The sequence below is a fragment of the Microcoleus sp. Pol12A5 genome, from assembly GCF_036701435.1.
Lineage (GTDB): Bacteria > Cyanobacteriota > Cyanobacteriia > Cyanobacteriales > Microcoleaceae > Microcoleus.
In genome coordinates this window covers 19,104-40,908 of the sequence record NZ_JAUBQU010000055.1, presented here as the reverse complement: position 1 = coordinate 40,908, position 21,805 = coordinate 19,104, and the positions used below count along the sequence as shown (strand labels likewise).

Below are 21,805 nucleotides of genomic sequence, written 5' to 3'. Positions count from 1 at the left end.
AAAGCCTTGCCCAAAATTTCCTTAACAGACTTGTTATTGATAAACTGTTTAACATCTTTAATATACCGCTTAATTTCATCGGGGGGAAGTCCGGCGATTTTTAACTGCTGTTGCACCAACTCCAAAAACTTTTTGATTGCTTTGCCCGCTGCGACTTTTCGCGGGTCTTTTTCGCCAACTATGACGTTTTTCAGGGAATCTTTAAAAAAATCTTTAGCAAAATCCTTCGCGCCGTCTTTAACTAAATCTTCTAAGATGGGTTTAACGAGAATGCCTACTGCTTCCGTCACTCCCCAGACTACCAGCCACTCGATCATAAAGCTAGCCCGATAATTAATTTATGGTTATAATATAGCAATTATCAAGGATTGAGGAAATTATCAAAAACTGTAGGGTAATAATCTCCCGTGATTGCTCCGATAGGTTAAGCTAGTATCAGTTTTCTGTCGCTGCGCTGCGATTAGCCCTGATCCCGCCTGATTGTTGCCCCCTACTACCCCTTAAAAATCGGGAATATCATCAAAGTTTCGCTTTTTTACAGGGATTTACCGGAGTTCGACTCGGCTATAACGAGCGATCGACAATTAGCTATTTTATTCTTGGCGGCGGCTATAAAATAGTTATATTTTTATATGTTTCTTGTCGATCACTTGTGCTATAATCTAATAATGGGAGTATGACAATTTTTATATTAAGGCATATATTCCTATTATTTAATAGTACCCGCTCCCTGGGAAAAGGTAAAGTAGTTGACCCCAAAAAAAACAAAAATTTTTTGAGATATCATTAAGAAAAGTAAAGCGTAAAATTGCTAAGTGGGCGATAAGAAGGTACAGACAATTATGACATACGACTACGACTTGTTTGTGATAGGTGCGGGTTCCGGCGGATTGGCGAGTTCCAAGCGAGCAGCATCCTACGGCGCAAAAGTGGCGATCGCCGAAAATGACTTAGTAGGCGGAACCTGCGTAATTCGCGGCTGTGTCCCCAAAAAACTCATGGTGTACGCCTCAACATTTTCGCACCTTTATGAAGATGCAGTGGGCTACGGTTGGAGTCCAGTAGAAAGCAGCTTCGACTGGGAAAAACTCGTCACCACGGTAGACACAGAAGTGCGCCGACTCAGCAAACTGCACATCAGCTTTCTCGAAAAAGCCGGAGTAGAATTAATTTCGGGATACGCCAAATTTATCGACCCCCACACCGTCGAAGTTGGTGACAGAAAAATAACCGCTGCCAAAATCTTAATCGCTGTCGGCGGAGAAGCCGAAAGAGTGCCAATTATGGGCATCGAACACGCGATTACCTCCCGCGAAATCTTCTTGCTAAAAGAGCAGCCAAAACGGTTGGCAATTTGGGGCGGCGGCTACATCGGCGTCGAATTTGCTTGCATTATGAACGGGTTGGGAAGTCAAGTAACTCAAATCATCCGCCGTGACTTAATTTTGAACGACTTCGACGCAGAAATTCGCACCAACGTGCAAGAAGGAATGATTAAGCACGGAATAGAAATTTTGACAGAAAGCTCGATCAACCACATTGAGAAAACCCCAGAAGGCTTGAAATTAACTCTGTCTGGAACATCCGAAGGAACGCTAATAGTAGACGCGCTGTTGTGCGCTACCGGGCGCAAACCCAACTTGGAAAAATTGGCTTTAGAAAATGCGGGAGTAGAAACAGATAAAGGTGCGATCGCAGTTACCAAAGACAGCCGCACCAGTCAGCCGCACATTTTTGCAGTGGGAGATTGCACCAACCGCATCAATTTAACGCCAATTGCGATCGCCGAAGGACGGGCTTTTGCAGATACTGAATTTGGCAACAATCCGAGAGCAATCAGTTACGAAAATGTCCCGTCAGCGGTATTTTCTCAGCCGGAAGCGGGTACTGTCGGCTTAAACGAAGTGCAGGCTAGAGCAAAGTTCCCCGACTCAATTAAGTGCTACACAGCCAAGTTTAGGCCGATGTTTCACGCTTTGACAGGTGCAGACGAGAAAACTTTTGTCAAGTTAATCGTTGAGACTAATACTGACAGAGTTTTGGGCGTCCACATGGTGGGGAAAGACGCGGGCGAGATTATTCAAGGAATGGCGATCGCTGTTAATATGGGAGCTACGAAGAAAGACTTCGACGCGACTATTGGCATTCACCCATCGACTGCAGAAGAGTTTGTGACTTTGCGGTAAAGCGGGCGAAGCCGCCAGGGACTTAAGTCCCTGGCTAATAGCTAAAGTCGCTTAAAACCGACTCAAGAAAACTATTTTGAAGAACAGGCATCCTGCCTGTTCCACACAAAAATTTAATTTTCTGGTTGTGGGGTGGGCGTCCCGCCCGCCCAAAAATACAATTTAGATACAAAACACCTTATTAATGAGTAATTCAACCAAACAAAACAAAATTTTAGCATTCTATCTCGGTCAGCAGCCTGATTCACAAGGTCGGGCGATCGAGGATATTTGGTCGTGGGACTACCAGAAGCTGGAATCCGTGCACAATTACATTCAATGGCTGTTTCCCCTGAGAGAAAAGAGCCGCTTTAATTCCAGTGCTCCTACTTTAAATGATGAGGTTATTCAAGCTTTTAGAACAAGTGAAGAGTTGAGAAGTCGCTTAGTCAAATCTCTAAAAGTCCTGCTGGAATTTTACGGGCTGGAATGCCGCGAAGGGGAAAACGCAGAAATTGTAATTGCCAAATCCGAGGAATATTTGTCAAGGAAAAGAGAGTGGATTGAACAATTTAATCACAACTACCTGCGACTGACTAGGATTCTCACAAGTTTGACAGAGTTGGGATTGAAAAATTACGCTTTAGCTCTTTTCAAAAGTTTAGATGAGATCTATACCGAAAACAAAGAAAGTATTGGTTTAAAAACTTATACTTATTGGAAAAATGCTGTAAATAGTTAGAACCGATATTGGGGACTGGTCGCTATAGTCAACCCTACGGCCCACAAGAAAACTTAATTTTTGTGGAACAGGCGGGAGTGCCTGTTACAGACGGGCTAGAACCCCACCCCACAAGAAAATTTAATTTTTGTGGCACAGGCCGGAGTACCTGTTGCTGACATTGGTGCAGTTTTCTGCCCCAAGCGGATTCATGATCAAAATAATATTTTAAATAATTTGAACCTTTTTTCAAGCTGTCCTGTCTAAACACTTCAGATAACGAACTGGTGAGGGAGACTTCACAGGTGTTAGGTGTGCCAGCCAATGTTTTAACCGATGACTGTTCCGACTCGGACTTAGTTGCTGAGTGTTTAAAGGGCGATCGCACTTGCTTTCGCTACCTTTACCAACGCTACCAACACAAAGTCAGGTCAACCCTTTATCAACTCTGCGGCCCGTCGCTTCTTGACGATTTAGCACAAGAAGTATTCCTGCGAGTCTGGAAAGGATTGCCCAAACTCAAGCACCAGGAAAACTTTTCTACTTGGCTTTATCGAATCACTTGGAATGTGGCTTCCGACCAAAGACAAGCATTTGCTAAACAGCATTCTTTTGACTCCCAACTCAAAAATCAAGAAACAATGGATCGGGTTATTCTCAAAGATAACACATCAGACTTGATGCAGTTGCACTATCAAGATTTAGTGCAGCGGGGACTGGAGCAATTGAGCTTTGAACACCGCAGCGTTTTGGTGTTGCACGACCTAGAAGACATCCCGCAAAAAGAAGTAGCCCAAATTTTGGGACTGCCTGCTGGAACCGTCAAATCTCGCGTGTTTTATGCCCGAAATGCTGTGCGGCAATTTTTGCAAAAAGAAGGTGTCAGCGAGCTATGAATAACCCAAGCAGCGACCAAGAGTTAGTTAATTTCTTGAAGCGACATCGCCCCAATATTCCTGAAGCTGTACCAGATTTAGAGCAAAAAATTCTAGCAGCAATCGAAAGTAACCAGGCGACTGTTTTCCATGAAGCCCACCGCAAAAAAACGCGATTAAGTGCCTCAGCTAAGTCTGATGACAGGTTAAAAATATCCTTTGTTTCTAAGTGGGCTTTATCGTCTGCGATTGCTGCTAGCCTGCTAGTTTTTTGGTCTGGCTACCGTCCGTTTGAGACGGCACAATTGCCAGATAAGGAAACAGCTCAGTTAGAAGCATTTTTAGTTACTAACTGGGAGGGTGTACTTGATGATTCTCCCCAAGAAAGTATGACGGATCGCTCACAAACAGACTGGTTGACTTTCAGCCCGGGTGCTGACAGTGAACCGCCAACAAATAAGTAATCTCAAAGAGGCAATTTTCATGTCAATTCGTCGTATATCTGCCCTAGCCGTTTTAATGCTGACTCTCGGCAGCACAGCCGCAGCAATAGCAGTTCCCAATCCCATAGAACCGGAAACAATTGCACAAAACCAGCGTCCCAATCGACCCGCTGGCAGGGAAGGTGGGATGTTCGAGAAACTTAATTTAAGCGCAGACCAAAAGCAGCAAATGCAGGCAGTTCGCGATCGCTACAAAGACCAAGTTTCCCAGCGGATGCAAGCAGTCCGCCAAGCCAGACAAGAATTGGAAACGATGATGTCGGGTACGGCAAATGCTAGCGAAATACGCGAAAAACACCGTCAAATAGTCGGATTGAGACAGCAGTTGGAAGAGGTGCAGTTTGAAAGTACACTTGCAATGCGAGAAGTCCTCACTGCCGAACAGCGCAGCCAATTAGCTCAACTGATGCAGCAGCGCCGACAAACGGCTAGAAACAGGATGCAAAACGGTCAAAAACCGCAGTAGTTGACGAGGATTTTTGAGTGAACCGCAGGGTGTTTACGCCCTCTGCGATTCATTAGTTCAAGCTCCCAATCTGGGAGCTTGAACTTTTTCAGGTAAGCTATAAATTGGAGTTTTGAGGCAGGAGCCAGAAGGAAACAGGAAGAAGAAAGAAGTCATAAGAAGTGTTTTTACAAATATGAGATGCTCTCCCAGATTCATTGAGTAAATCTAAAATCTAAAACCTAAAATCGAATGACCCCTCTAGCCGCGGCGAAACGTTAGCTTTCATCCTGGTTCCGTCGCCTAATGTAAAGGTGTGGGTTGAGATTTTCCCCTCCAGCATGATATCATCAGGCTGCTATATTTGGTTTGTTAATTTATACTGGCTTTTAATATAGAATTTACTAAATGAACTGCCGAGAAGGCAGAAACTACAGAGGTGAGAGAAATATCCAATTAGAATTTTATTGATATGAGTACAATTTTCTATTAAACCGGAGCTATTGAAATGAGATTGTTAAAACCCTGGCGTTTAGTTTTATTAAGTCTAGTTTTTGGAATGGCTGTAATTTTATCAAATTGCGGCACGCCCTCAAACACGGTTAGCAATAATTCTCCAACTCGGACAACTCCTGCTGCGGTTCCTGCTGGGGCTTTGGTTTACGGTGCGGGCGGGCAGCCGATCAATCTGGAACCGGGAAATATTACTGATGGCAATTCGGTGATTGTTATCGACCAAATTTACAATCGCTTGACTGATTTCAAACCGGGAACTGTGGAACTTGAGCCGAGTCTCGCTACTGAATGGTCAAGTTCTAAAGATGGTAAAAGTTGGACTTTTAAGCTGCGTTCCGGGGTAAAGTTTCACGACGGTACGGATTTTGATGCGGAATCTGTAAAGTTTAATGTGGAGCGCTGGTGGGATGCAAAAAATCCTAACGGTTATCGAGAATCTGGCAAAACTTATCCAATTTGGAAGAATTTTTTTGGTGGTTTCAAGGGAGATAAAAATTCCCTGGTAAAAGATGTGGCAGTTGTTGATAGGTCTACGATTAAGTTTGTTTTAAATCAACCGTTTGCTGCTTTTCCCTCGGCGATTGGGTCTGGTTATTTCGGGATAGCGAGTCCGGCGGCGGTGAAAAAAGCGGGTGCTAAATACGGCACTCCGGGGTCGGTCGCGGTGGGTACTGGGCCTTTTATGTTTAAGGAATGGCGTTCGGGCGATCGCATTTTTTTGGAAAAAAATCCGAATTATTGGAAAACTGGGACGCCAAAAGTCAATCAATTGGTAATTCGTTTTGTTGACGATCCGGCGGCAAGATTGGCTCAATTGAGAGCTAGTCAACTTGATTTTAGTGTTGATTTAACGCCGGATCAATTGAAAGAGGTTCAAGCAGATACTAATTTAGAAGCTGTTGTGCGACCTTCTTTTAATGTCGGTTATTTAGCCTTAAATCCGAGTTACGAACCTTTGTCAAAACCAGAAGTCAGGCGGGCGATCGCCCAAACAATTAACAAGCCAGCAATAGTCCAAGCTTTCTGGGGAGAACTCGGAAAACATGATTCGCAATTTATCCCGCCTGCGCTGAATTGGGCAGCGTCTGATAAAGTTAAAGATTATGAATTTAACCCGCAGCAAGCTAAAGAAATGCTCGCGAAAGCCGGTTATCCGAACGGTTTTGATTTGGATTTGTGGTATATGCCCGTCAGCCGTCCCTATTTTCCCACGCCGAAGCCGATCGCTGAGGCTTTGGCGGCGGATTTGAGCGCGATCGGGATTCGGGTAAAATTGCTGACAAAGGATTGGTCTGCTTATTTAGCCGATCGGCTAAAACCTCCTGGGTTTCAAGCTTTTATGATGGGTTGGACTGGAGATTATGGCGATCCAGACAATTTTTATTATCCTCACTTCGGGCCTGGTTCCACGGGGGACTTGGGAAATTGGAAAAATCCGAAAGTTCTGGAACTTTTGGAACAGGGGAGGGCCAGTGGCGATAAAGCAGCTAGGGCGAAAATTTATGCGGAAGTTAGCGAGATTTTGCACGAGGAAGCTGTGCGTTTGCCGATCGTACATTCGCAGCCGCTTTTAGGGAAACGCAAGAATATTCAAGGTTGGATTCCGAGCCCTTTAGGTTCTGAGTCTTTTGAGGAAGTGAGCAAAAATTGAGAAGTTAGAGCGAGATGCACTCTACAGATAGAGTTTATGCGTAAGCCATGTTTTAGAGGAAAGTGAAGTCGGCAGCATTAATTTGACTCGCTGATATCGCGCTTAGAGATGCCAAGATTTCCCCGGTTGGGACAAACCGGATTAAAGTTGCACTGTTACTTTGAGTAATTGCTAATTGAGAGAAGGTGATACCGCTAGCAAGTGTGAGCAAATCTTTCTTGTCTTCAAAATCTAAAATGGTATCCGTTCCAGCATCCAGTCCTAACAGGAATCGATCGCTCCCCAAACCTCCAATTAAACAATCATTTCCCAAGCTGCCAAATAGGGTATCATTTCCCTTGCCGCCATACAAAGTATCATTGCCTTCACCCCCAATGAGACTGTCAAAAGCGCGATCGCCAAATAAAACATTCTCACCGTTCCCCGCAAGCAAAGTATCATTGCCCTTGCCACCGTAAAGCGTATCATCCCCGTTGCTACCTTCGAGAAAATAATTTCCTTGATGACCATACATCCAATCATTGCCATCAATACCACTGAGGGTATCATTTCCCTGTTTGCCACTGATGGTATCGTTGCTGCGATCGCCTGCAAGGATATCGTCGCCATCAGTACCGATAATTGGATCAGAATTGGACTGCGTTGGTGTCGGTGTGATTGAGGGCGTTGGTGTTGATGTCGGATTGGGCGTTGGAGTGATTGAAGGCGTTGGTGTTGATGTCGGATTGGGCGTTGGAGTGATTGAGGGCGTTGGTGGGGTCGTAGGAGTTGGTGTTAAAGTAGGCGTCGGCGTTGTTGTGGGAGTAGGCGTCGATATTAGTATCGGTGTTGGTACTGGTGTTGGTGTCAGCGTTGGTGTGACTACCTCTGCGATTGTGCCAAGTTTAGCAATCCAAATATCTTGACCGCCTGCATTGGGACCTCCCAAAGCCCCGTTAGTTTGTCCCGTGAGATAGAGAGGACCAGCGCTATCGAGTGCTAATTCTGAGGAGGAGTCAGATTCAGCAGTCCCGAATTGCTTGAGCCACAACTGGTTGCCATTGCTGTCGTACTTAGTTGCCCAAATATCTTGACCGCCTGCATTGGTGCCTCCCAAAGCGCCCTCGGTTGAGCCCGTGAGATAGACATTGCCAGCGTTATCGACTGCTAAGTCTGAGGGGAAATCATATTCAGGACTCCCGAATTGCTTGAGCCACAACTGATTGCCATTGCTGTCGTACTTAGTTGCCCAAATATCTTCACTGCCTGCATTGGGGCCTCCCAAAGAGCCGTTGGTTTCTCCCGTCAGGTAGAGATTGCCAGCGCTATCAAGTGCTGAGTTTGGGCGGAAATCATATTCAGGACTCCCGAATTGCTTAAGCCACAACTGATTGCCATTGCTGTCGTACTTAGTTGCCCAAATATCTTCACTGCCTGCATTGGGACTTCCCAAAGAGCCGTTGGTTTCTCCAGTCAGGTAGAGATTTCCAGCGCTATCCGCCGCTAAATCTGAGGGGGCTGTGATTTCTGGGTAGTCAGAGTCAGCAGTCCCGACTTGCTTCAACCACAACTGGTTGCCATTGCTGTCATACTTGGCTGCCCAGGTGTGAACATCCGGTGGATAGCCTTTTGAAAAGTTATAGTTTGTGCCCGTCAGATAGACATTGCCACTACTGTCCACTTTTATGCCATCGGAGAGGTCGTGGGTGTCAGCATTGACACCCTTCAACCACAACTGGTTGCCACTGTCGTCATACTTAGCTACCCAAGCGCTTTTGGGGCCTCCACCTGCACCTGAAGTTGTATAGCCACTTGTTCCTGTCAGGTAGACATTGCCAGCACTATCCACTCCTAGGCATGAGGGATAGTCATTAGAGTTTCCGAAGACGAACTGCTTGAGCCACAACTGGCTGCCGGTGCTGTCATACTTAGCTACCCAAGCGTCGGAATCATTAAAAATCTTCACCGGTGAAGCGGCAGCAGTGCTTCCTGTCAGGTAGACATTGCCAGCACTATCCACTGTCACTTCCGTCGCCAAGTTATCCCCTAACTGCTTGAGCCACGACTGACTGCCAGTGCTGTCATATTTGGTTACCCAGGCATTTGTACTTGGATTGGTGCCGCTCAAAGGGAGATAGGTGTCTCCTGTCAGATAGAGACTGCCTGCACTGTCAAGTGCTGTGCTCCTGAAGCGATCGTCATTGGGTGTCCCGAATTGTTTGAGCCATTCAAAGTTAGGCGCTAGTTTTCCAATAGTCAGTGTGGTTTCAGCGATAGTACCTGCAACTGCGCCTGCGATCGCGCGTGCTGATATTGTTGAGGAAGGCATAATACACCTCACAAATGAATTTATGTCACAAAATGCGTACATTGCAGTTAAAGGTGCGATCGCTCGTTTTTATCTAGTGCTAGTGCGATCGCCTGCAAGATTTACCCCAAAAGAAAATCAATCTTAAAACAACCTATGTCTGCGTAAGTATGTGCGTAAGTATGTCACTGTCGATCAAAAAATCTTCTCTTTGGTTCTTCATACTTTACATAAGTTTACTTTTTGATTAATATTTTTGTTCTCAAATCTCAAATCTCAAATCTAATTATGGCTAAATATATTCTTAAACGTTTGCTAGGACTATTGCCAGTCCTTTTCGGCATCACTCTGCTAGTATTTACTTTTTTGCATTTGATACCGGGAGACCCAGCTACAGTGCTTTTGGGAGAACGGGGAACTCCCGAACAGGTGGAAATTTTGAAAGCGAGATTAGGTTTAAATCAGCCTTTACCTTTGCAATATTTGGCTTTTTTATGGAGTTTGCTGCGCTTGGATTTGGGAAATAGCATTATTAGCGGTATTCCGATAATTGATGAAATTACAAGCCGCTGGCCTGCTACTTTTGAACTGTCTGTGGTCGCAATGTTGCTGGCACTTTTAATCGGAATTCCGGCGGGGATTTTGGCTGCTGTTCGGAAAAATAGCTGGCTGGACAATCTCGCGATTAGCGGTTCGTTAATTGGCGTATCTTTGCCAGTGTATTGGTTGGGATTGATGTTGATTTATTTGTTTGCTGTTTATCTGAAATGGCTGCCTCCAAGCGGGCGGATTAGTGTAGATTTGGGGTTTGGTTTTAAGTCGATTACGGGTGTTTATGTTTTGGATTCTTTGCTGAGGTGGGATTTGGTGGCTTTGCGAGATGCGATCGCCCATTTAATCCTGCCAGCTTTGACTTTAGGAACTATTCCTCTGGCGATTATAGCTCGCATCACTCGTTCTGCAATGCTGGAAGTGCTTTCTCAAGATTACATCCGCACTGCGAGGGCGAAGGGATTGCCGGAATATTGGGTGATTTTGAAACACGCTTTGAAAAATGCGTTTTTGCCAATTGTCACAACTATCGGTTTGCAGTTCGGCACTCTTTTAGGTGGCGCTATTTTGACTGAAACTATTTTCTCATGGCCGGGAATTGGTTCTTGGATTTACACTGGTATTCTGACGCGGGATTACCCAATTGTCCAAGGAGGAGTAATTTTTGTGGCTGTGACTTTTGTACTGATTAATCTGGCGGTTGATATTTCCTATGCTTTTTTCGATCCGAGAATTCAGTACCGTTAATTAAAAGGAAATTAAACAAGAAATGCTTGTTTAACATCCGGACGCAGCAGGTAGTAAATGCTAGCCACTGCAAAACCCAGGGTTAAAAAATTAACGGCTGCACCTGCGCTGCCAAACATTTTAGCAATTTGCGCGAGGGTGGCGATGACATGGATAATTAATGTTCCCGTCCAAGCCCATTTTTTGAGTTGAAACAAACCCCATGTTAAGATTAAGGAAATAATTCCAATAATTAGAGCGACCGTCGCAAAAATTGCAATGAAGCCGCCGATTACAGTGCCAACTCTCGCCCCGCCGACAGCCGCACCGAGACCGCCAAAAATGCCAGCAAAAAGTAAGATGAACAAGCCGTCAAGGAGGCTGAATACGCCGCTAATTAGCTGCAAAATTGCCAGAACTGTAACGCTTTGAGGACGATTCATTATTTTGATTTTCCCTTTTTAACGAGTTTGAAAAATATTTTAACCTGTTGTGGACACCGTGCGGATATGTATTCAGGACTTAGGCACCGCTACCAGTGAAACCGGGTTTATGAGAATAAGTGTGTCCATACTCTGTCGTTACGAGCTTAGCACTGGCCGATCCCGTTGCGAGCGCTAACACGAGTCCGCAATGACCTAGTGACGATCGATCGCCCCCTGCCATATCTGCCTTTGTTGCTGGTGAGAAGCACGATCCTAGATCCCAAAAACAATATTATCTGCTAAAATATATTTTTATTTGCCAGCAGCCAGGAGCGATTTTGTTTAGAACCACCTCTTTTGGCTGAAAAAACTTAACATTTTTTAATAAATTGCAAAGATTAGCTATAATTGTTTACAGGTGCTGGTTGGGGAACTTTTTTTAAATCACCCGATCGGATGAGTCTGAAAGACGATGCCAAGCATCAGCAAAAATTTTACCTTTAAGGTAATCCTGAGATTAAATTAGGTGAGTCGGTATGATCGTTAGCCCTAAAAAGGAAACTGCTCAGGTCAAGGTGGAAGATACTCAGACTGTAGACACCAAGGCCGCAGAGACTAAAATTGCAGATAACAAAACCGCCCAAAAGCAGTCTCCGAAGCAACCAGCGCGCAAACCGCAGCGGTGGGTAATTGGGTTGGTTGCAGCCGGGTTGCTAGCTGTACCGACCACTATATATGTAGCAAAAAGTCGATCGCAGCCGAAAGTAGATGCGATCGCCACTATGACAGTGCCGGTGGAAGCGCAAAACCTCACGGTACGGATCACGTCCAGCGGCACGGTGCAGCCGGTACAGCGCGTGAATCTCAGCCCTAAAGGCTCCGGCAGGATCGCAGAATTGTTTGTCGAACAGGGCGATAAAGTCGAAGCAGGACAGATTGTGGCGCGCATGGAAAGCCGCGATGTAGAAGCTCAACTCGCTCAAGCTAAAGCCCGCGAAGCTAGCATTCGGGCCAAACTCGCCAAAATCGAAGCCGGGAATCGATCGGAAGATATCGCCAGCGCCCGAGCGCGCTTAGAGCAAGCCGAGGCCAGTCTCGCACAAGTCCAAGCCGGCAGCCGCGTGGAAGAAGTTGCAGGAGCCAGAGCCCGCTTGCAGCAAACTCAAGCAGGCTTGCAGCGACTGAGAGCCGGCAGCCGCGTTGAAGAAGTCAGCCAAGCGCGAGCTCGTTTAGCCCAAGCTCAAGCTCGTTTAGCAGATGCTCAAACCGGCAGTGTCAAACAAGAAATTGCCCAAGCACAAACGCAAATTGACTCGAGTAAAGCCCAAGCCGAACTAACCGCTCAACGGGTGGAACGCAATCGACCGTTAGTGGAAGAAGGTGCTCTGGCTAAAGATAAACTGGATGAATTAATTAAAGAAAATCGTACAGCCCAAGCTAAATTAATAGAATCTCAAAGACGCCTGCAACAACTACAAGAAAATCGGCTGTCGCAAATTCAGCAACTGCAAGCTGCTGTGCAAGTCGAGCAGCAAGCATTGAACCAATTGCAAAACGGCACGCGATCGGAAGAAATTGCTCAAGCCGAAGCAGAAGTTGCCGAAGCTAAAAGCAAATTAGCGCAGCTAGAAAACGGCAACCGTCCCGAAGAAATCGCCAAAGCCGAAGCAGCAGTTGCTGAAGCAAAAAGCCAATTAGCCGCACAAGAAAACGGTTCACGCCCGGAAGAAATAGCTCAAGCTCAAGCTGAATTAGCCGAAGCTCAAGCTCAAGTCCGCTTTCAAGAAGTGCAGTTAGAAGATACGAAAGTTCGCGCTCCTTTTGCTGGAATTATTACCCAAAGATACGCCATCCAAGGAGCTTTTGTAACTCCCGCAACTTCGGCCTCGGAAGCTACTTCGGCCACTTCGACATCCATTGTCGCTTTAGCTAGAGATGTGGAAGTTTTGGCGAAAGTCCCGGAGGCTGATATCAGTCAAATTAAACCGGGTCAAGAAGTTGAAATAGTCGCCGATGCTTATCCAGACAAAGTGTTTAAAGGCCGCGTTAAGTTAATTGCGCCGGAAGCTGTTAAGGAACGGGATGTGACGCTATTTCAAGTGCGAGTTGCCATTGATACGGGCAAAGAGTCGCTGCAATCGGGGATGAATGTAGATTTGAGATTTGTCGGTCAAAAGCTGAGCAATGCTTTAGTTGTGCCGACGGTGGCAATTGTGACTAATAAAGGTCAAACAGGTGTGCTAGTTCCCGATGAGAAACAGCAGCCGAAGTTTAAGCCTGTTACGGTTGGCTCGACTATTGGCAACAAGATTCAGATTTTAGAGGGTGCTGCAGCGGGCGATCGCGTTTTTACCGAACTTCCTCAAGGTAAAAAACTAGAGGATATCATCAAGAATCAAAAGTAGTCATTTCAGTGCGCTCCTCTCGCTCGCTAGTCATTAGTAGGGTGCGCAATGCGCACCTTACCCAATTACCAATTCCTTAATCTAAAATCTAAAATTCAAAATCGAATTATGGATATTGTTGAAAGCGTCAAAATGGCTGTCACAACTTTGATGGCAAACAAGCTTCGCAGCACCTTGACGATGTTAGGAATTATCATTGGCAATGCTTCGGTAATTTCTATGATAGGTATCGGCGAAGGAGCTCAAACATTTATCGAGGGACAAGTTAACTCTCTGGGATCAAACTTGCTATTTATTATTCCCGGAAGTCCTGAAGCGCAAACCCGCCCGGTGATTCCGCCCCAGACTTTAGTAGTGGAAGATGCAGAGGCGATCGCATCTCAAGTTCCTTCGGTCCAAGAAGTTGCACCAACTCTCAATGATAGTCAAATCGTTACTTACCGCAATAAAAATGTCTCATCTTCCATTGTCGGAACTACCCCAGAATTTCTGACAGTCAGAAGCTTTGATATGGGTCAAGGTCGTTTTTTAAGCAAATTAGATTTAGAAAGACAAGAAAATGTGGTTGCTTTAGGATCGGAAGCAGCCGAACAATTATTTGGCAATACACAACCAGTTGGTCAATACATTCGCATCAAAAACTCTACCTTTCAAGTGATTGGAGTCATGCAGGCAAAAGGTTCAAGTTTTGGCGACAATCAAGATATGAACGTTTATTTACCGCTGACAACAATGGCAAACCGGATCGTAGGTCGCTCATCTCCCTACGGTACAAAAGTAACATTTATTTCGGTTGCTATCAAAGATGAAACTATGATGCAAGCCGCCCAATTTCAAATAGAAAATCTGCTCAGATTGCGTCATAAAATTACTAAGGAAGATGATTTTACTGTCCGAAACCAGAAAGATTTGATGAAGACTTTGGGCAGTATTACTGGTGCTTTGACGTTGATGTTGGCTTTCGTGGCGGCCATTTCGCTGTTTGTCGGCGGCATCGGAATTATGAATATTATGCTAGTTTCTGTTACCGAACGCACGAAGGAAATTGGATTGAGAAAGGCGATCGGAGCTTCTCAGCAAGATATCCTAATTCAGTTTATGATAGAGTCTGTGATTTTGTCGGCAGCAGGCGGTGCGATCGGCACTGGATTCGGCATCGGCGGCGTGCTTTTAGTCGCTGCTTTTACTCCCCTGCAAGCTAGCGTTTCCCCAGTGGCGATCGCACTTGCAGTAGGTGTTTCCGGCAGCATCGGCTTATTTTTCGGCATTGTACCCGCCAAACAAGCTGCTAAATTAGACCCGATTGTGGCATTGAGAAGTGCTTAATTAATTTGTTGACGGTAGACGGTTGACTGTTGACTGTTATAAAAATAACTCATAATTAATAACTCATAATTAATAACTAAGTATGAATTTTATTGAAAGCGTCAAAATGGCAGGTCAAACACTGCTAGCTAATAAAACTCGCAGCAGTTTAACAATGATCGGCATGATTGTCGGCAACGCCTCAGTAATTGCGATGATTGGAGTGGGACAAGGAGCTCAAAAATTTGTAGCAGGACAAGTTCAATCCCTGGGTACAAACGTATTGATAGTTAGACCCGGAGTTCCCAACGCTAGGCGAAGTTCTATCGCAAGTGCGCCTCAAACACTGATAGTAGAAGATGCTAAGGCGATCGCAACTCAAGTCCCCTCCGTTCAAGGCGTGTCAGCAGAACTTAACAGTTCAGAGATTGTTCGCTACAGCAACAAAAACGTTTCTGCTCTAATTTTTGGCACGATTCCAGAATTTATAGAAGTCAGAAGCTTTGAAATGGCAAAAGGGCGGTTTTTGACTGAAGTAGATGTTAAACAAAGTAACCAAGTTGTGGTTCTAGGTTCCGAATTAGCGGAAAAACTTTTTGGCAATATAAATCCATTGGGCGAACAAGTGCGTATCCAAAATGTCAGCCTCAAAGTAATAGGAGTATTGGCACCCAAAGGCACATCTTTTGGTACGAATTACGATAACTCGGCCGCAGTGCCGATCGCCACAATGGCAAACCGCATTGTCGGGCGGAAATCTCCCTACGGTTTAGCTGTCACGTCGGTATTTATTTCTATTAAAGATGAGTTGCAAATGGACGCGGCTCAATTTCAGGTAGAAAACTTGCTGAGACTGCGGCACAAAGTTACCACCGAAGACGACTTTACAGTCAGAAATCAAAAAGATTTAATGGCAACAATGGGTGCGATTTCTGGGGCTCTGACACTGATGTTAACTGCTGTTGCCAGCATTTCCCTATTAGTCGGTGGCATTGGGATTATGAATATTATGCTGGTTTCCGTCAGCGAACGCACTCAGGAAATTGGGCTCAGAAAGGCGATCGGCGCATCCCAACAAGATATCTTGTTTCAATTTATTGTCGAAGCTGTAATTTTGTCCGCTGCCGGAGGGATAGTCGGTACTTGCGTAGGTGTCAGCGGTATCTTGCTTGTAAGTAATTTCACGCCCTTGCAAGCTGGAATATCACCCGTGGCGATCGCCCTTGCTGTCAGTGTATCCGGTGCAGTCGGCCTCTTCTTCGGCGTTGTCCCCGCCCGCCAAGCCGCCAAACTCGACCCGATCGCAGCTTTGAGAAGTGCTTAATAAATATCTACTTACTCAGTTACACAATCCGCGCCTTTTATGCTGGTCAAAATTATCTCTATCTAAATATTAAAAAGTGTTTTTTTATAAACAATTAACAACATTGCAGTATCGAATGCAGTTTTAATCTCTGTATTTTTACGCAGATTTAAAGCGCAAAACTTCATAAAAAGCCCGTTAAATATTAAATAAAGCTTGGTTGTGGCGTTTACTTGTCAACCAGAAAGTTTAATACTATTAAATCAGGGGCAAACACACCGAAGCATCTACAGACGGTACGAACCTTTGCGCTTTAATCAAAATATCCAATAAATAAACATGGCATCCCTCACCCCTAGTTCTAACTTTGACTATCTCGAAGGAACCACCCAACCAGACAGATTGACCGCCTTAGATGGCAACGACATCATTTATGCCAACAGCGGAGACGACTATCTCGAAGGCGATGTCGGTAAAGACAAAATCTGCGGCGACCAAGGCAACGATACGATTGTTGGCGGTGCGGACAATGACATCCTCTGGGGAGGCAAAGGCAGCGACCTAATTGGTGGCGATTCCGGCAACGATATCATCTACGCGGGCGCCGGTACCGATACCGTGAGCGGTGGCACAGGCGATGATATATTTGCCATTGCTAAAGGCAGCGGTGGCCCAACTTTAGCCACAGCCGACTACATCGCCGACTTCGGCAACGGCAATGACAAAATTCGATTGCTAGACGGCCTCACCTTTGAAGATTTAAACATCCAGCAAGGCACGGGCGCCAACAGCAACAGCACCGTAATTCAAGACAAAATTACGGGCGAATATTTAGCAGTCTTGCCAGGAGTCAACAGCAACACCATCAATCGCGACCAATTCACAAATCAGCTATCGGGCAACCCTGTCACCGAGTGGAACGGAGTCCTGCTGAATGCAGTGCGGACGGCCAGCACCGCACCTCCCCTCGCTTCCCGCAACATGGCAATGGTTCACGTAGCCATTTACGATGCTGTTAACTCGATCGGCAAAAAATACAGCCCTTACCTCGTGGAAATAGACCCACCCGCAGGTACATCAGCAGAAGCAGCCACCGCCGCAGCCGCCCACCGCGTCTTAGTCAACCTCTACCCAGCGCAAGCAGCCACATTTGACCAAGCATACGCATCGTCTCTAGCTAAAATTACCGACGGTAAAGCCAAACAAGACGGGATTGCCCTCGGACAGCAAGTTGCCGACCAAATTATCAGTTCGCGGAGTACAGACGGCATCACGAAAGTAGTGCAGTACACTCCCTCAACCGACCCCGGCAGTTGGGTGCCGACTCCCCCCGCTTTTGCAGCAGCGTTAGCGCCACAGTGGGTCGAAGTTACTCCCTTTGCGATGACTAGCGGTTCTCAGTTCCGCCCGTCGGGCCCGCCCACCCTTGACAGCGCCAAGTACGCAGAGGAGGTTAACTATATCAAAGAAATTGGCAAAAGTGACAGCCTCACGCGCACCCCAGACCAAACAGTCATCGCCAAATTCTGGGCTAATGGCGCTGGGACGTTTACGCCTCCGGGCCACTGGAACCAAATCGCCGAAGAAACAGCGACTCTCACTGGTCAATCCTTAGAAGATAGCGCCCGCTTGTTCTCCCTGCTGAATATTGCTCTGGCCGATGCAGCTATTAGCTGCTGGGATGCCAAGTATGAGTACAACTTGTGGCGGCCCGTGACAGCTATCCGCCAAGCTGACACAGACAACAATCCCGCAACGACAGCCGATCCCCTGTGGACTCCGCTGCTAACTACTCCGCCGTTCCCTGAGTACACGTCGGGTCACAGTACCTTTAGCGGTGCGGCAGATACTGTTATGAGTTCTGTATTTGGTTCGGATTATGGTTTTGGAGATCGGGGAGACAGGAGTGTCAACACTTTGCGAACCTTTGAAAACTTCAGCGAAGCGGCCGATGAATCGGGAATGAGTCGCCTTTACGGAGGCATTCATTTCATGAGTGCTAACGTAAATGGTTTAAGTGTGGGTAGAAATGTGGGGAATTATGTTGTGCAGAATTTCTTAAAGGCTTAGGAAAGCTTTTTTGTGGGGAGGGGGCGGGTTTACGAGATTGCTGAGATGTTGCACCATTTTCAATAATCTTTTTATGAACAGGAAAGATGCCTGTTCCACAAGAAATAAACTCTTTGTGGAACAGGCATTTTGCCTGTTGCTAATTATTCCAGCAATTCTACAGTGCCGAGATACCCATCTACTCGGACTTTTTGACCATCTCGCAGGCGAGTTGTTGCTTCAGAAATATTCATGACTGCGGGAATTTTGTACTCGCGAGCGATTATTGCCCCGTGAGATAGTTGGCCGCCAACTTCGGCGATAATTGCTGTTGCTCCTAATAGCAGCGGCGCCCAACCTGCATCGGTGTAAGGAACTACTGCGATCGCATTTTCTCCTAAATCCGTGCTCGCGGTGCGGCAAATCTTGACAAAACCTTCGACACGGCCGATACTTGCCGGAATTCCCTGGATGATATTAGTTGCGGATTGGGTAAGTTCGATCGCCCTTTTCTGAGAATTTGGCAGCAAATTGCCGTAGACCACGGGGGGAATCGGGCGATCGCGATCGGCTAACAGGCGATCGCGCCTTTCCCTAATTGTATCCTTAAACGAAACACTGGTACCGCTGCGAATCCACTGCTGAATTTCCCCAAATTCCAGATAAAAAATATCTCCGCTTTCCTGAAACACCTGCATTGCCAATCCGCAAGCTTCAATCTCCAAAAAATTCCAGCGTAAATGAGCCAACAACCGCGCGTAAATTTCGCTAATTTCGTTTTTGACGATCGCTCTTTCCTGACATTTATCTAGTCGCCACTTCTGCCCCCAAGTCAATCCTAATTTCCCCTTTTCGACTAAATTAGTTTCGCCTTTTTGAGCCATGCTTATTAGCAGTTTTTGGTACACTTCCGGTTGTTCTCGCCAAGTAGGAACAGCGATATCCGTTCCCACCTCGCTCAAATATCCGTAAGTATCAAGCCACTTTTTAAATTCTGCTTGTAAAGCCGGACTTTCGGCAAATATATGTGCTAAATCTGCTACTGAAACAGTTTCGTCAGACTGCGAAACAGCAGCTTGTCGCAACTTCTGAGCCAACTGCTGTAAAGCTCGCACAGAAGCAATTTCAGGAGCGCTGTCATTAGCTAGCCATTCATCAGAAACGCGAAAAATGGCCTTGCGAATAGCCAGCCCGATCGGTCCTAATATATTGTAGTAAGTAATCGGTTTTAGCCACTCCTGAATTTGCTCGGCTTTCTCCAACAATTCCGACAAATATTGATAAGTGGGCATTGGGCGTTGGGCATTGGGCATTAATATTGCTTCGCTCGATCCTCTTCCTTCTTCCTGCTCCAGAATTTGCAGTGCAGGGAGAAAAATAGAAGTACGATCGCCCTTAAATTCTGCATTCAGCGCCCTCTCCCGCTGTACCAAACGCCACAAACCAGGCAAAGAAGGCAAAATCTTCCCCAAAGGCGGCTTGCCCATTTTTTGCCCTCTCAGCAAAAATTCCAAACCCTGCTCCGGCAATCCCATCATCCGAAAGATTTCGCCCAACAAAGTCGCATTAAAATAGGCGTGAGAACCGAGCAAAGTTGCCGTTTCATTAAAGTTTAAGCCACTGGCGCGATCGCCCAAAACCACCTTAAAAATCTCTCCCCAAACCCCGCAAGTCAGCGGCCGATTAATCGACCAAGTTAGGGGACGAATTGCACCAGGAATCACTTCTGCTGCAATAGTTCGCGTCCAGAATGGCTGCAAATTAGTAATGGGGCGACTCTGCAAAATCCAAACTTTTTCACCGTCCCAACTCCACTCAATATCCTGCGGGATGCCGTGAAAAAATGCTTCAATTGCTTGGGCTTGTTTCACCAATTTTGCTATAATCGATTTATCAATAATTGAATAATTTTTAAATTCACTTAAACTTTCTTCTAATGATTCCGGTCTACTAAAATCTATTTCCAAATGAATCGGAGTAACTTGTCCGCCGACAACAGCTTCGGCTCCTCCCGGTAAAGCTTCAATAATAATCTGGGAACCGCCATCTAAAGGATTGCGGCTGAACATGACTCCCGCAATTTGGCTGTCAATGTAAGGCTGAATCAGTACAGCCATTTGAGTATCGGGCAATTGTCGCTGTCGGCGGTAAGCCACAGCTTCGGAAGTCCAATAAGACTGGCGACAGCGATTAATTGCATCGAGCAATTCTGATTTAGTTGAAACAGGCCCAATGGTTTGATATTGTCCAGCCGCTGAACTAATATCCCCGTCTTCTCCCGCAGCAGAAGAACGCACAATTATGCGATTTTGGATTTGGGCTTTTAGATTTTGGATTAAAACATCAATACTTGACAAATGCTCGGCATTTTTCTTTTCCCCTCTTCCCTCTTTCTTCTTCCGTCGGACTTCTTCCTTCTTGCTTCCATCCGTTACATCCGTTACATAATCCGTTGCCGAACTTCCTTCTTCCTTGGATGACAATATAAAACCAGCAGGTACGTTAAAACCTGCGCGTTTCAGTTGAGACAATTTAGCAGCTTTATCGCCGCATATTGCAGCATCTAACAAGTCATCAAGAGAAAACAATTGTTCAGATTTAGATAAAGCCATATCATCACCCTGGCTGAAATTAATTGCTGCTAACAACAAAGCTAATCCTGTTGCTGCTAAAAATTCGGGCATTGATTGTCGCCACACCCAAACCCAGATTGGCGTGCACAGACACCCGCAACGGGAAGCAAAGAGTCTCGCCCGATCGCCCTCACCCCACCACTGCTGTGCCAAACCCCACACCAGCAGCCCCCAAATGCCCGATGAAACAGCCATCGGCGGCGAAAATACCAAAAGACCCCAAACAGCGTTGGTCACGCCTCCACCTCGGGCGATCGCATATCTGCCCGCAACTAGAGGAATTAACAGGGCGATCGCGATCGCAGGTGCATCCGGGAAGCAAAATCGCCCCGCCAAAACCGGCAAAATACCCCGGGCAATTTCCGCCAACACCGCAGCAATTCCCGCTAATTTCCCCCCGTGAATGAAAGCAGCAGACACGCCCACATTCCCCGTGCCCAGCGCCCTCAAATCTCGGCGGCTAAACACTCGCACCGCCCATCCCGTTAGCGGTAAAGCACCCAAGCTGAAACTCGCAGCCAACAGCAATGCTATTGTCCCCAACGGCATAAAATCAGCTCTCATATTTTCAACCTCTAACCATTATGCCGACAATTCTGTCACTTTTTCTGCCTTCAGATATATCAACAAAACGGCATTAGCACTTAAGATAATGTAAAAGTAGAGTAGATAAGGATTTGGCCTAATGATAAATATAAGCTTGACCGCTCCCATGGCAGTTCTTGTTACACCCATCAAGCGAGTAACGATCGATCTGCTGATGCAGCAGCCAGTGCCGGAATCAAGTGTCAGCTTGACCGCTCCAATAGCAGTTCTTGGTGTTGGCTTTGTTGCCGCAGTTACCATCGGCTCGATCGCCTGGTACAACTCCAAGCGCCCCCCCGGTTGGGAATCCAAAGAACGCCCTGATTTTGTCCCGAAAGTTGATAAAGACGATTTGATTGCTGATGTTTCTGATTCAAAGAAAAAATAGAACCAAGCTGTTTTAGATCGGAAAAAGCTTTGAGAGGAATAGAAATTACCCTTGCTTATATATCAGGTAGGGTGCGCCTCGGCGCGCCTTACGCTGCTATTATGTATAAAAACTTTGAGTGAATATTTTTAATTGACAGAAAGCACTAAGGTCAATAAATCGACTTGTCATCCCGCCCTCGAACCCTTTATTGACCTTGATGCAATAGATCGTTGAGATACATTTAATTATAGAAAATTAGACATTGACTACAGCTTTATAGTTCTCAGGA

General features: G+C 46.0%; 16 protein-coding genes. 12 read left to right on the top strand and 4 right to left on the bottom strand.

The features are described from left to right. Positions 1 to 317 (bottom strand): hypothetical protein (locus QUA45_RS16205; protein ID WP_333221512.1); only part of this gene is annotated, 317 nt, incomplete at its 3' end. 525 nt (positions 318 to 842) lie between these two features. Here QUA45_RS16205 and gor point away from each other — a divergent pair. The 6 genes from gor (at position 843) to QUA45_RS16175 (ending at position 6,876) form a co-directional block, all read left to right on the top strand. Continuing rightward, on the top strand, positions 843 to 2,186 hold the full coding sequence (gor, locus tag QUA45_RS16200; RefSeq protein ID WP_333221510.1) for a glutathione-disulfide reductase: 1,344 nt from the start codon (positions 843 to 845) through the stop codon (positions 2,184 to 2,186). Between the two features lie 184 nt (positions 2,187 to 2,370). Beyond that, entirely contained in the window at positions 2,371 to 2,907 is a 537-nt protein-coding gene (locus QUA45_RS16195; RefSeq protein ID WP_333221509.1) for an opioid growth factor receptor-related protein, read from the top strand. A gap of 284 nt (positions 2,908 to 3,191) precedes the next feature. Further along, positions 3,192 to 3,782, top strand: coding sequence for a sigma-70 family RNA polymerase sigma factor (locus tag QUA45_RS16190; RefSeq protein WP_333221516.1), 591 nt, complete (start codon positions 3,192 to 3,194; stop codon positions 3,780 to 3,782). After that, positions 3,779 to 4,225 carry a hypothetical protein gene (locus tag QUA45_RS16185; protein WP_333221507.1) on the top strand — a complete coding sequence of 149 codons (447 nt, stop codon included), beginning with the start codon at positions 3,779 to 3,781 and terminating at the stop codon, positions 4,223 to 4,225. The genes QUA45_RS16190 and QUA45_RS16185 overlap by 4 nt, the downstream gene beginning before the upstream one ends. 19 nt (positions 4,226 to 4,244) lie before the next feature. Next, entirely contained in the window at positions 4,245 to 4,730 is a 486-nt protein-coding gene (locus tag QUA45_RS16180) for a Spy/CpxP family protein refolding chaperone (RefSeq protein ID WP_333221505.1), read from the top strand. Between the two features lie 538 nt (positions 4,731 to 5,268). Further along, positions 5,269 to 6,876, top strand: coding sequence for an ABC transporter substrate-binding protein (locus tag QUA45_RS16175; RefSeq protein WP_333221503.1), 1,608 nt, complete (start codon positions 5,269 to 5,271; stop codon positions 6,874 to 6,876). Between the two features lie 52 nt (positions 6,877 to 6,928). Here QUA45_RS16175 and QUA45_RS16170 read toward each other — a convergent pair whose 3' ends face one another. Then, positions 6,929 to 9,184, bottom strand: a complete 2,256-nt coding sequence (locus tag QUA45_RS16170; RefSeq protein WP_333221501.1) for an SBBP repeat-containing protein — start codon at positions 9,182 to 9,184, stop codon at positions 6,929 to 6,931. Between the two features lie 267 nt (positions 9,185 to 9,451). Here QUA45_RS16170 and QUA45_RS16165 point away from each other — a divergent pair, with 267 nt between their 5' ends. Next, complete coding sequence (locus QUA45_RS16165; protein WP_333221499.1) at positions 9,452 to 10,462, top strand: ABC transporter permease; 1,011 nt, start codon at positions 9,452 to 9,454, stop codon at positions 10,460 to 10,462. Positions 10,463 to 10,473: 11 nt separating this feature from the next. Here QUA45_RS16165 and QUA45_RS16160 read toward each other — a convergent pair whose 3' ends face one another. After that, positions 10,474 to 10,884, bottom strand: coding sequence for a hypothetical protein (locus QUA45_RS16160; RefSeq protein ID WP_333100485.1), 411 nt, complete (start codon positions 10,882 to 10,884; stop codon positions 10,474 to 10,476). Positions 10,885 to 11,402: 518 nt separating this feature from the next. On the opposite strand from QUA45_RS16160, the gene QUA45_RS16155 reads away from it, so the two are divergent. From QUA45_RS16155 to QUA45_RS16140, 4 genes are all read left to right on the top strand, one after another. After that, positions 11,403 to 13,271 carry an efflux RND transporter periplasmic adaptor subunit gene (locus tag QUA45_RS16155; RefSeq protein WP_333100483.1) on the top strand — a complete coding sequence of 623 codons (1,869 nt, stop codon included), beginning with the start codon at positions 11,403 to 11,405 and terminating at the stop codon, positions 13,269 to 13,271. Between the two features lie 108 nt (positions 13,272 to 13,379). Next, positions 13,380 to 14,597, top strand: coding sequence for an ABC transporter permease (locus tag QUA45_RS16150; RefSeq protein ID WP_333221498.1), 1,218 nt, complete (start codon positions 13,380 to 13,382; stop codon positions 14,595 to 14,597). 82 nt (positions 14,598 to 14,679) lie between these two features. Next, entirely contained in the window at positions 14,680 to 15,900 is a 1,221-nt protein-coding gene (locus QUA45_RS16145; RefSeq protein ID WP_333100481.1) for an ABC transporter permease, read from the top strand. A gap of 318 nt (positions 15,901 to 16,218) precedes the next feature. Beyond that, on the top strand, positions 16,219 to 17,949 hold the full coding sequence (locus QUA45_RS16140) for a phosphatase PAP2 family protein (protein ID WP_333100480.1): 1,731 nt from the start codon (positions 16,219 to 16,221) through the stop codon (positions 17,947 to 17,949). Positions 17,950 to 18,092: 143 nt separating this feature from the next. On the opposite strand, the gene QUA45_RS16135 is transcribed toward QUA45_RS16140, so the two are convergent. Further along, the gene (locus QUA45_RS16135; protein WP_445305324.1) at positions 18,093 to 21,110 is read right to left on the bottom strand and encodes a glycerol-3-phosphate acyltransferase; all 3,018 of its coding nucleotides are present in this window, start codon (positions 21,108 to 21,110) and stop codon (positions 18,093 to 18,095) included. A gap of 211 nt (positions 21,111 to 21,321) precedes the next feature. On the opposite strand from QUA45_RS16135, the gene psb35 reads away from it, so the two are divergent. Further along, positions 21,322 to 21,534, top strand: a complete 213-nt coding sequence (gene psb35, locus QUA45_RS16130; protein WP_333071025.1) for a photosystem II assembly protein Psb35 — start codon at positions 21,322 to 21,324, stop codon at positions 21,532 to 21,534. Positions 21,535 to 21,805 lie beyond the last annotated feature (271 nt).

Bases quoted from the DNA above. Each gene is read 5' to 3' on its own strand.
- QUA45_RS16150 (WP_333221498.1), top strand. From the start codon at position 13,380: ATGGATATTGTTGAAAGCGTCAAAATGGCTGTCACAACTTTGATGGCA.
- QUA45_RS16170 (WP_333221501.1), bottom strand. From the start codon at position 9,184: ATGCCTTCCTCAACAATATCAGCACGCGCGATCGCAGGCGCAGTTGCA.
- QUA45_RS16155 (WP_333100483.1), top strand. From the start codon at position 11,403: ATGATCGTTAGCCCTAAAAAGGAAACTGCTCAGGTCAAGGTGGAAGAT.
- QUA45_RS16140 (WP_333100480.1), top strand. From the start codon at position 16,219: ATGGCATCCCTCACCCCTAGTTCTAACTTTGACTATCTCGAAGGAACC.
- QUA45_RS16160 (WP_333100485.1), bottom strand. From the start codon at position 10,884: ATGAATCGTCCTCAAAGCGTTACAGTTCTGGCAATTTTGCAGCTAATT.
- QUA45_RS16195 (WP_333221509.1), top strand. From the start codon at position 2,371: ATGAGTAATTCAACCAAACAAAACAAAATTTTAGCATTCTATCTCGGT.
- QUA45_RS16165 (WP_333221499.1), top strand. From the start codon at position 9,452: ATGGCTAAATATATTCTTAAACGTTTGCTAGGACTATTGCCAGTCCTT.
- psb35 (WP_333071025.1), top strand. From the start codon at position 21,322: ATGCAGCAGCCAGTGCCGGAATCAAGTGTCAGCTTGACCGCTCCAATA.
- QUA45_RS16175 (WP_333221503.1), top strand. From the start codon at position 5,269: ATGGCTGTAATTTTATCAAATTGCGGCACGCCCTCAAACACGGTTAGC.
- QUA45_RS16185 (WP_333221507.1), top strand. From the start codon at position 3,779: ATGAATAACCCAAGCAGCGACCAAGAGTTAGTTAATTTCTTGAAGCGA.
- QUA45_RS16145 (WP_333100481.1), top strand. From the start codon at position 14,680: ATGAATTTTATTGAAAGCGTCAAAATGGCAGGTCAAACACTGCTAGCT.
- gor (WP_333221510.1), top strand. From the start codon at position 843: ATGACATACGACTACGACTTGTTTGTGATAGGTGCGGGTTCCGGCGGA.
- QUA45_RS16135 (WP_445305324.1), bottom strand. From the start codon at position 21,110: ATGCCGTTGGGGACAATAGCATTGCTGTTGGCTGCGAGTTTCAGCTTG.
- QUA45_RS16180 (WP_333221505.1), top strand. From the start codon at position 4,245: ATGTCAATTCGTCGTATATCTGCCCTAGCCGTTTTAATGCTGACTCTC.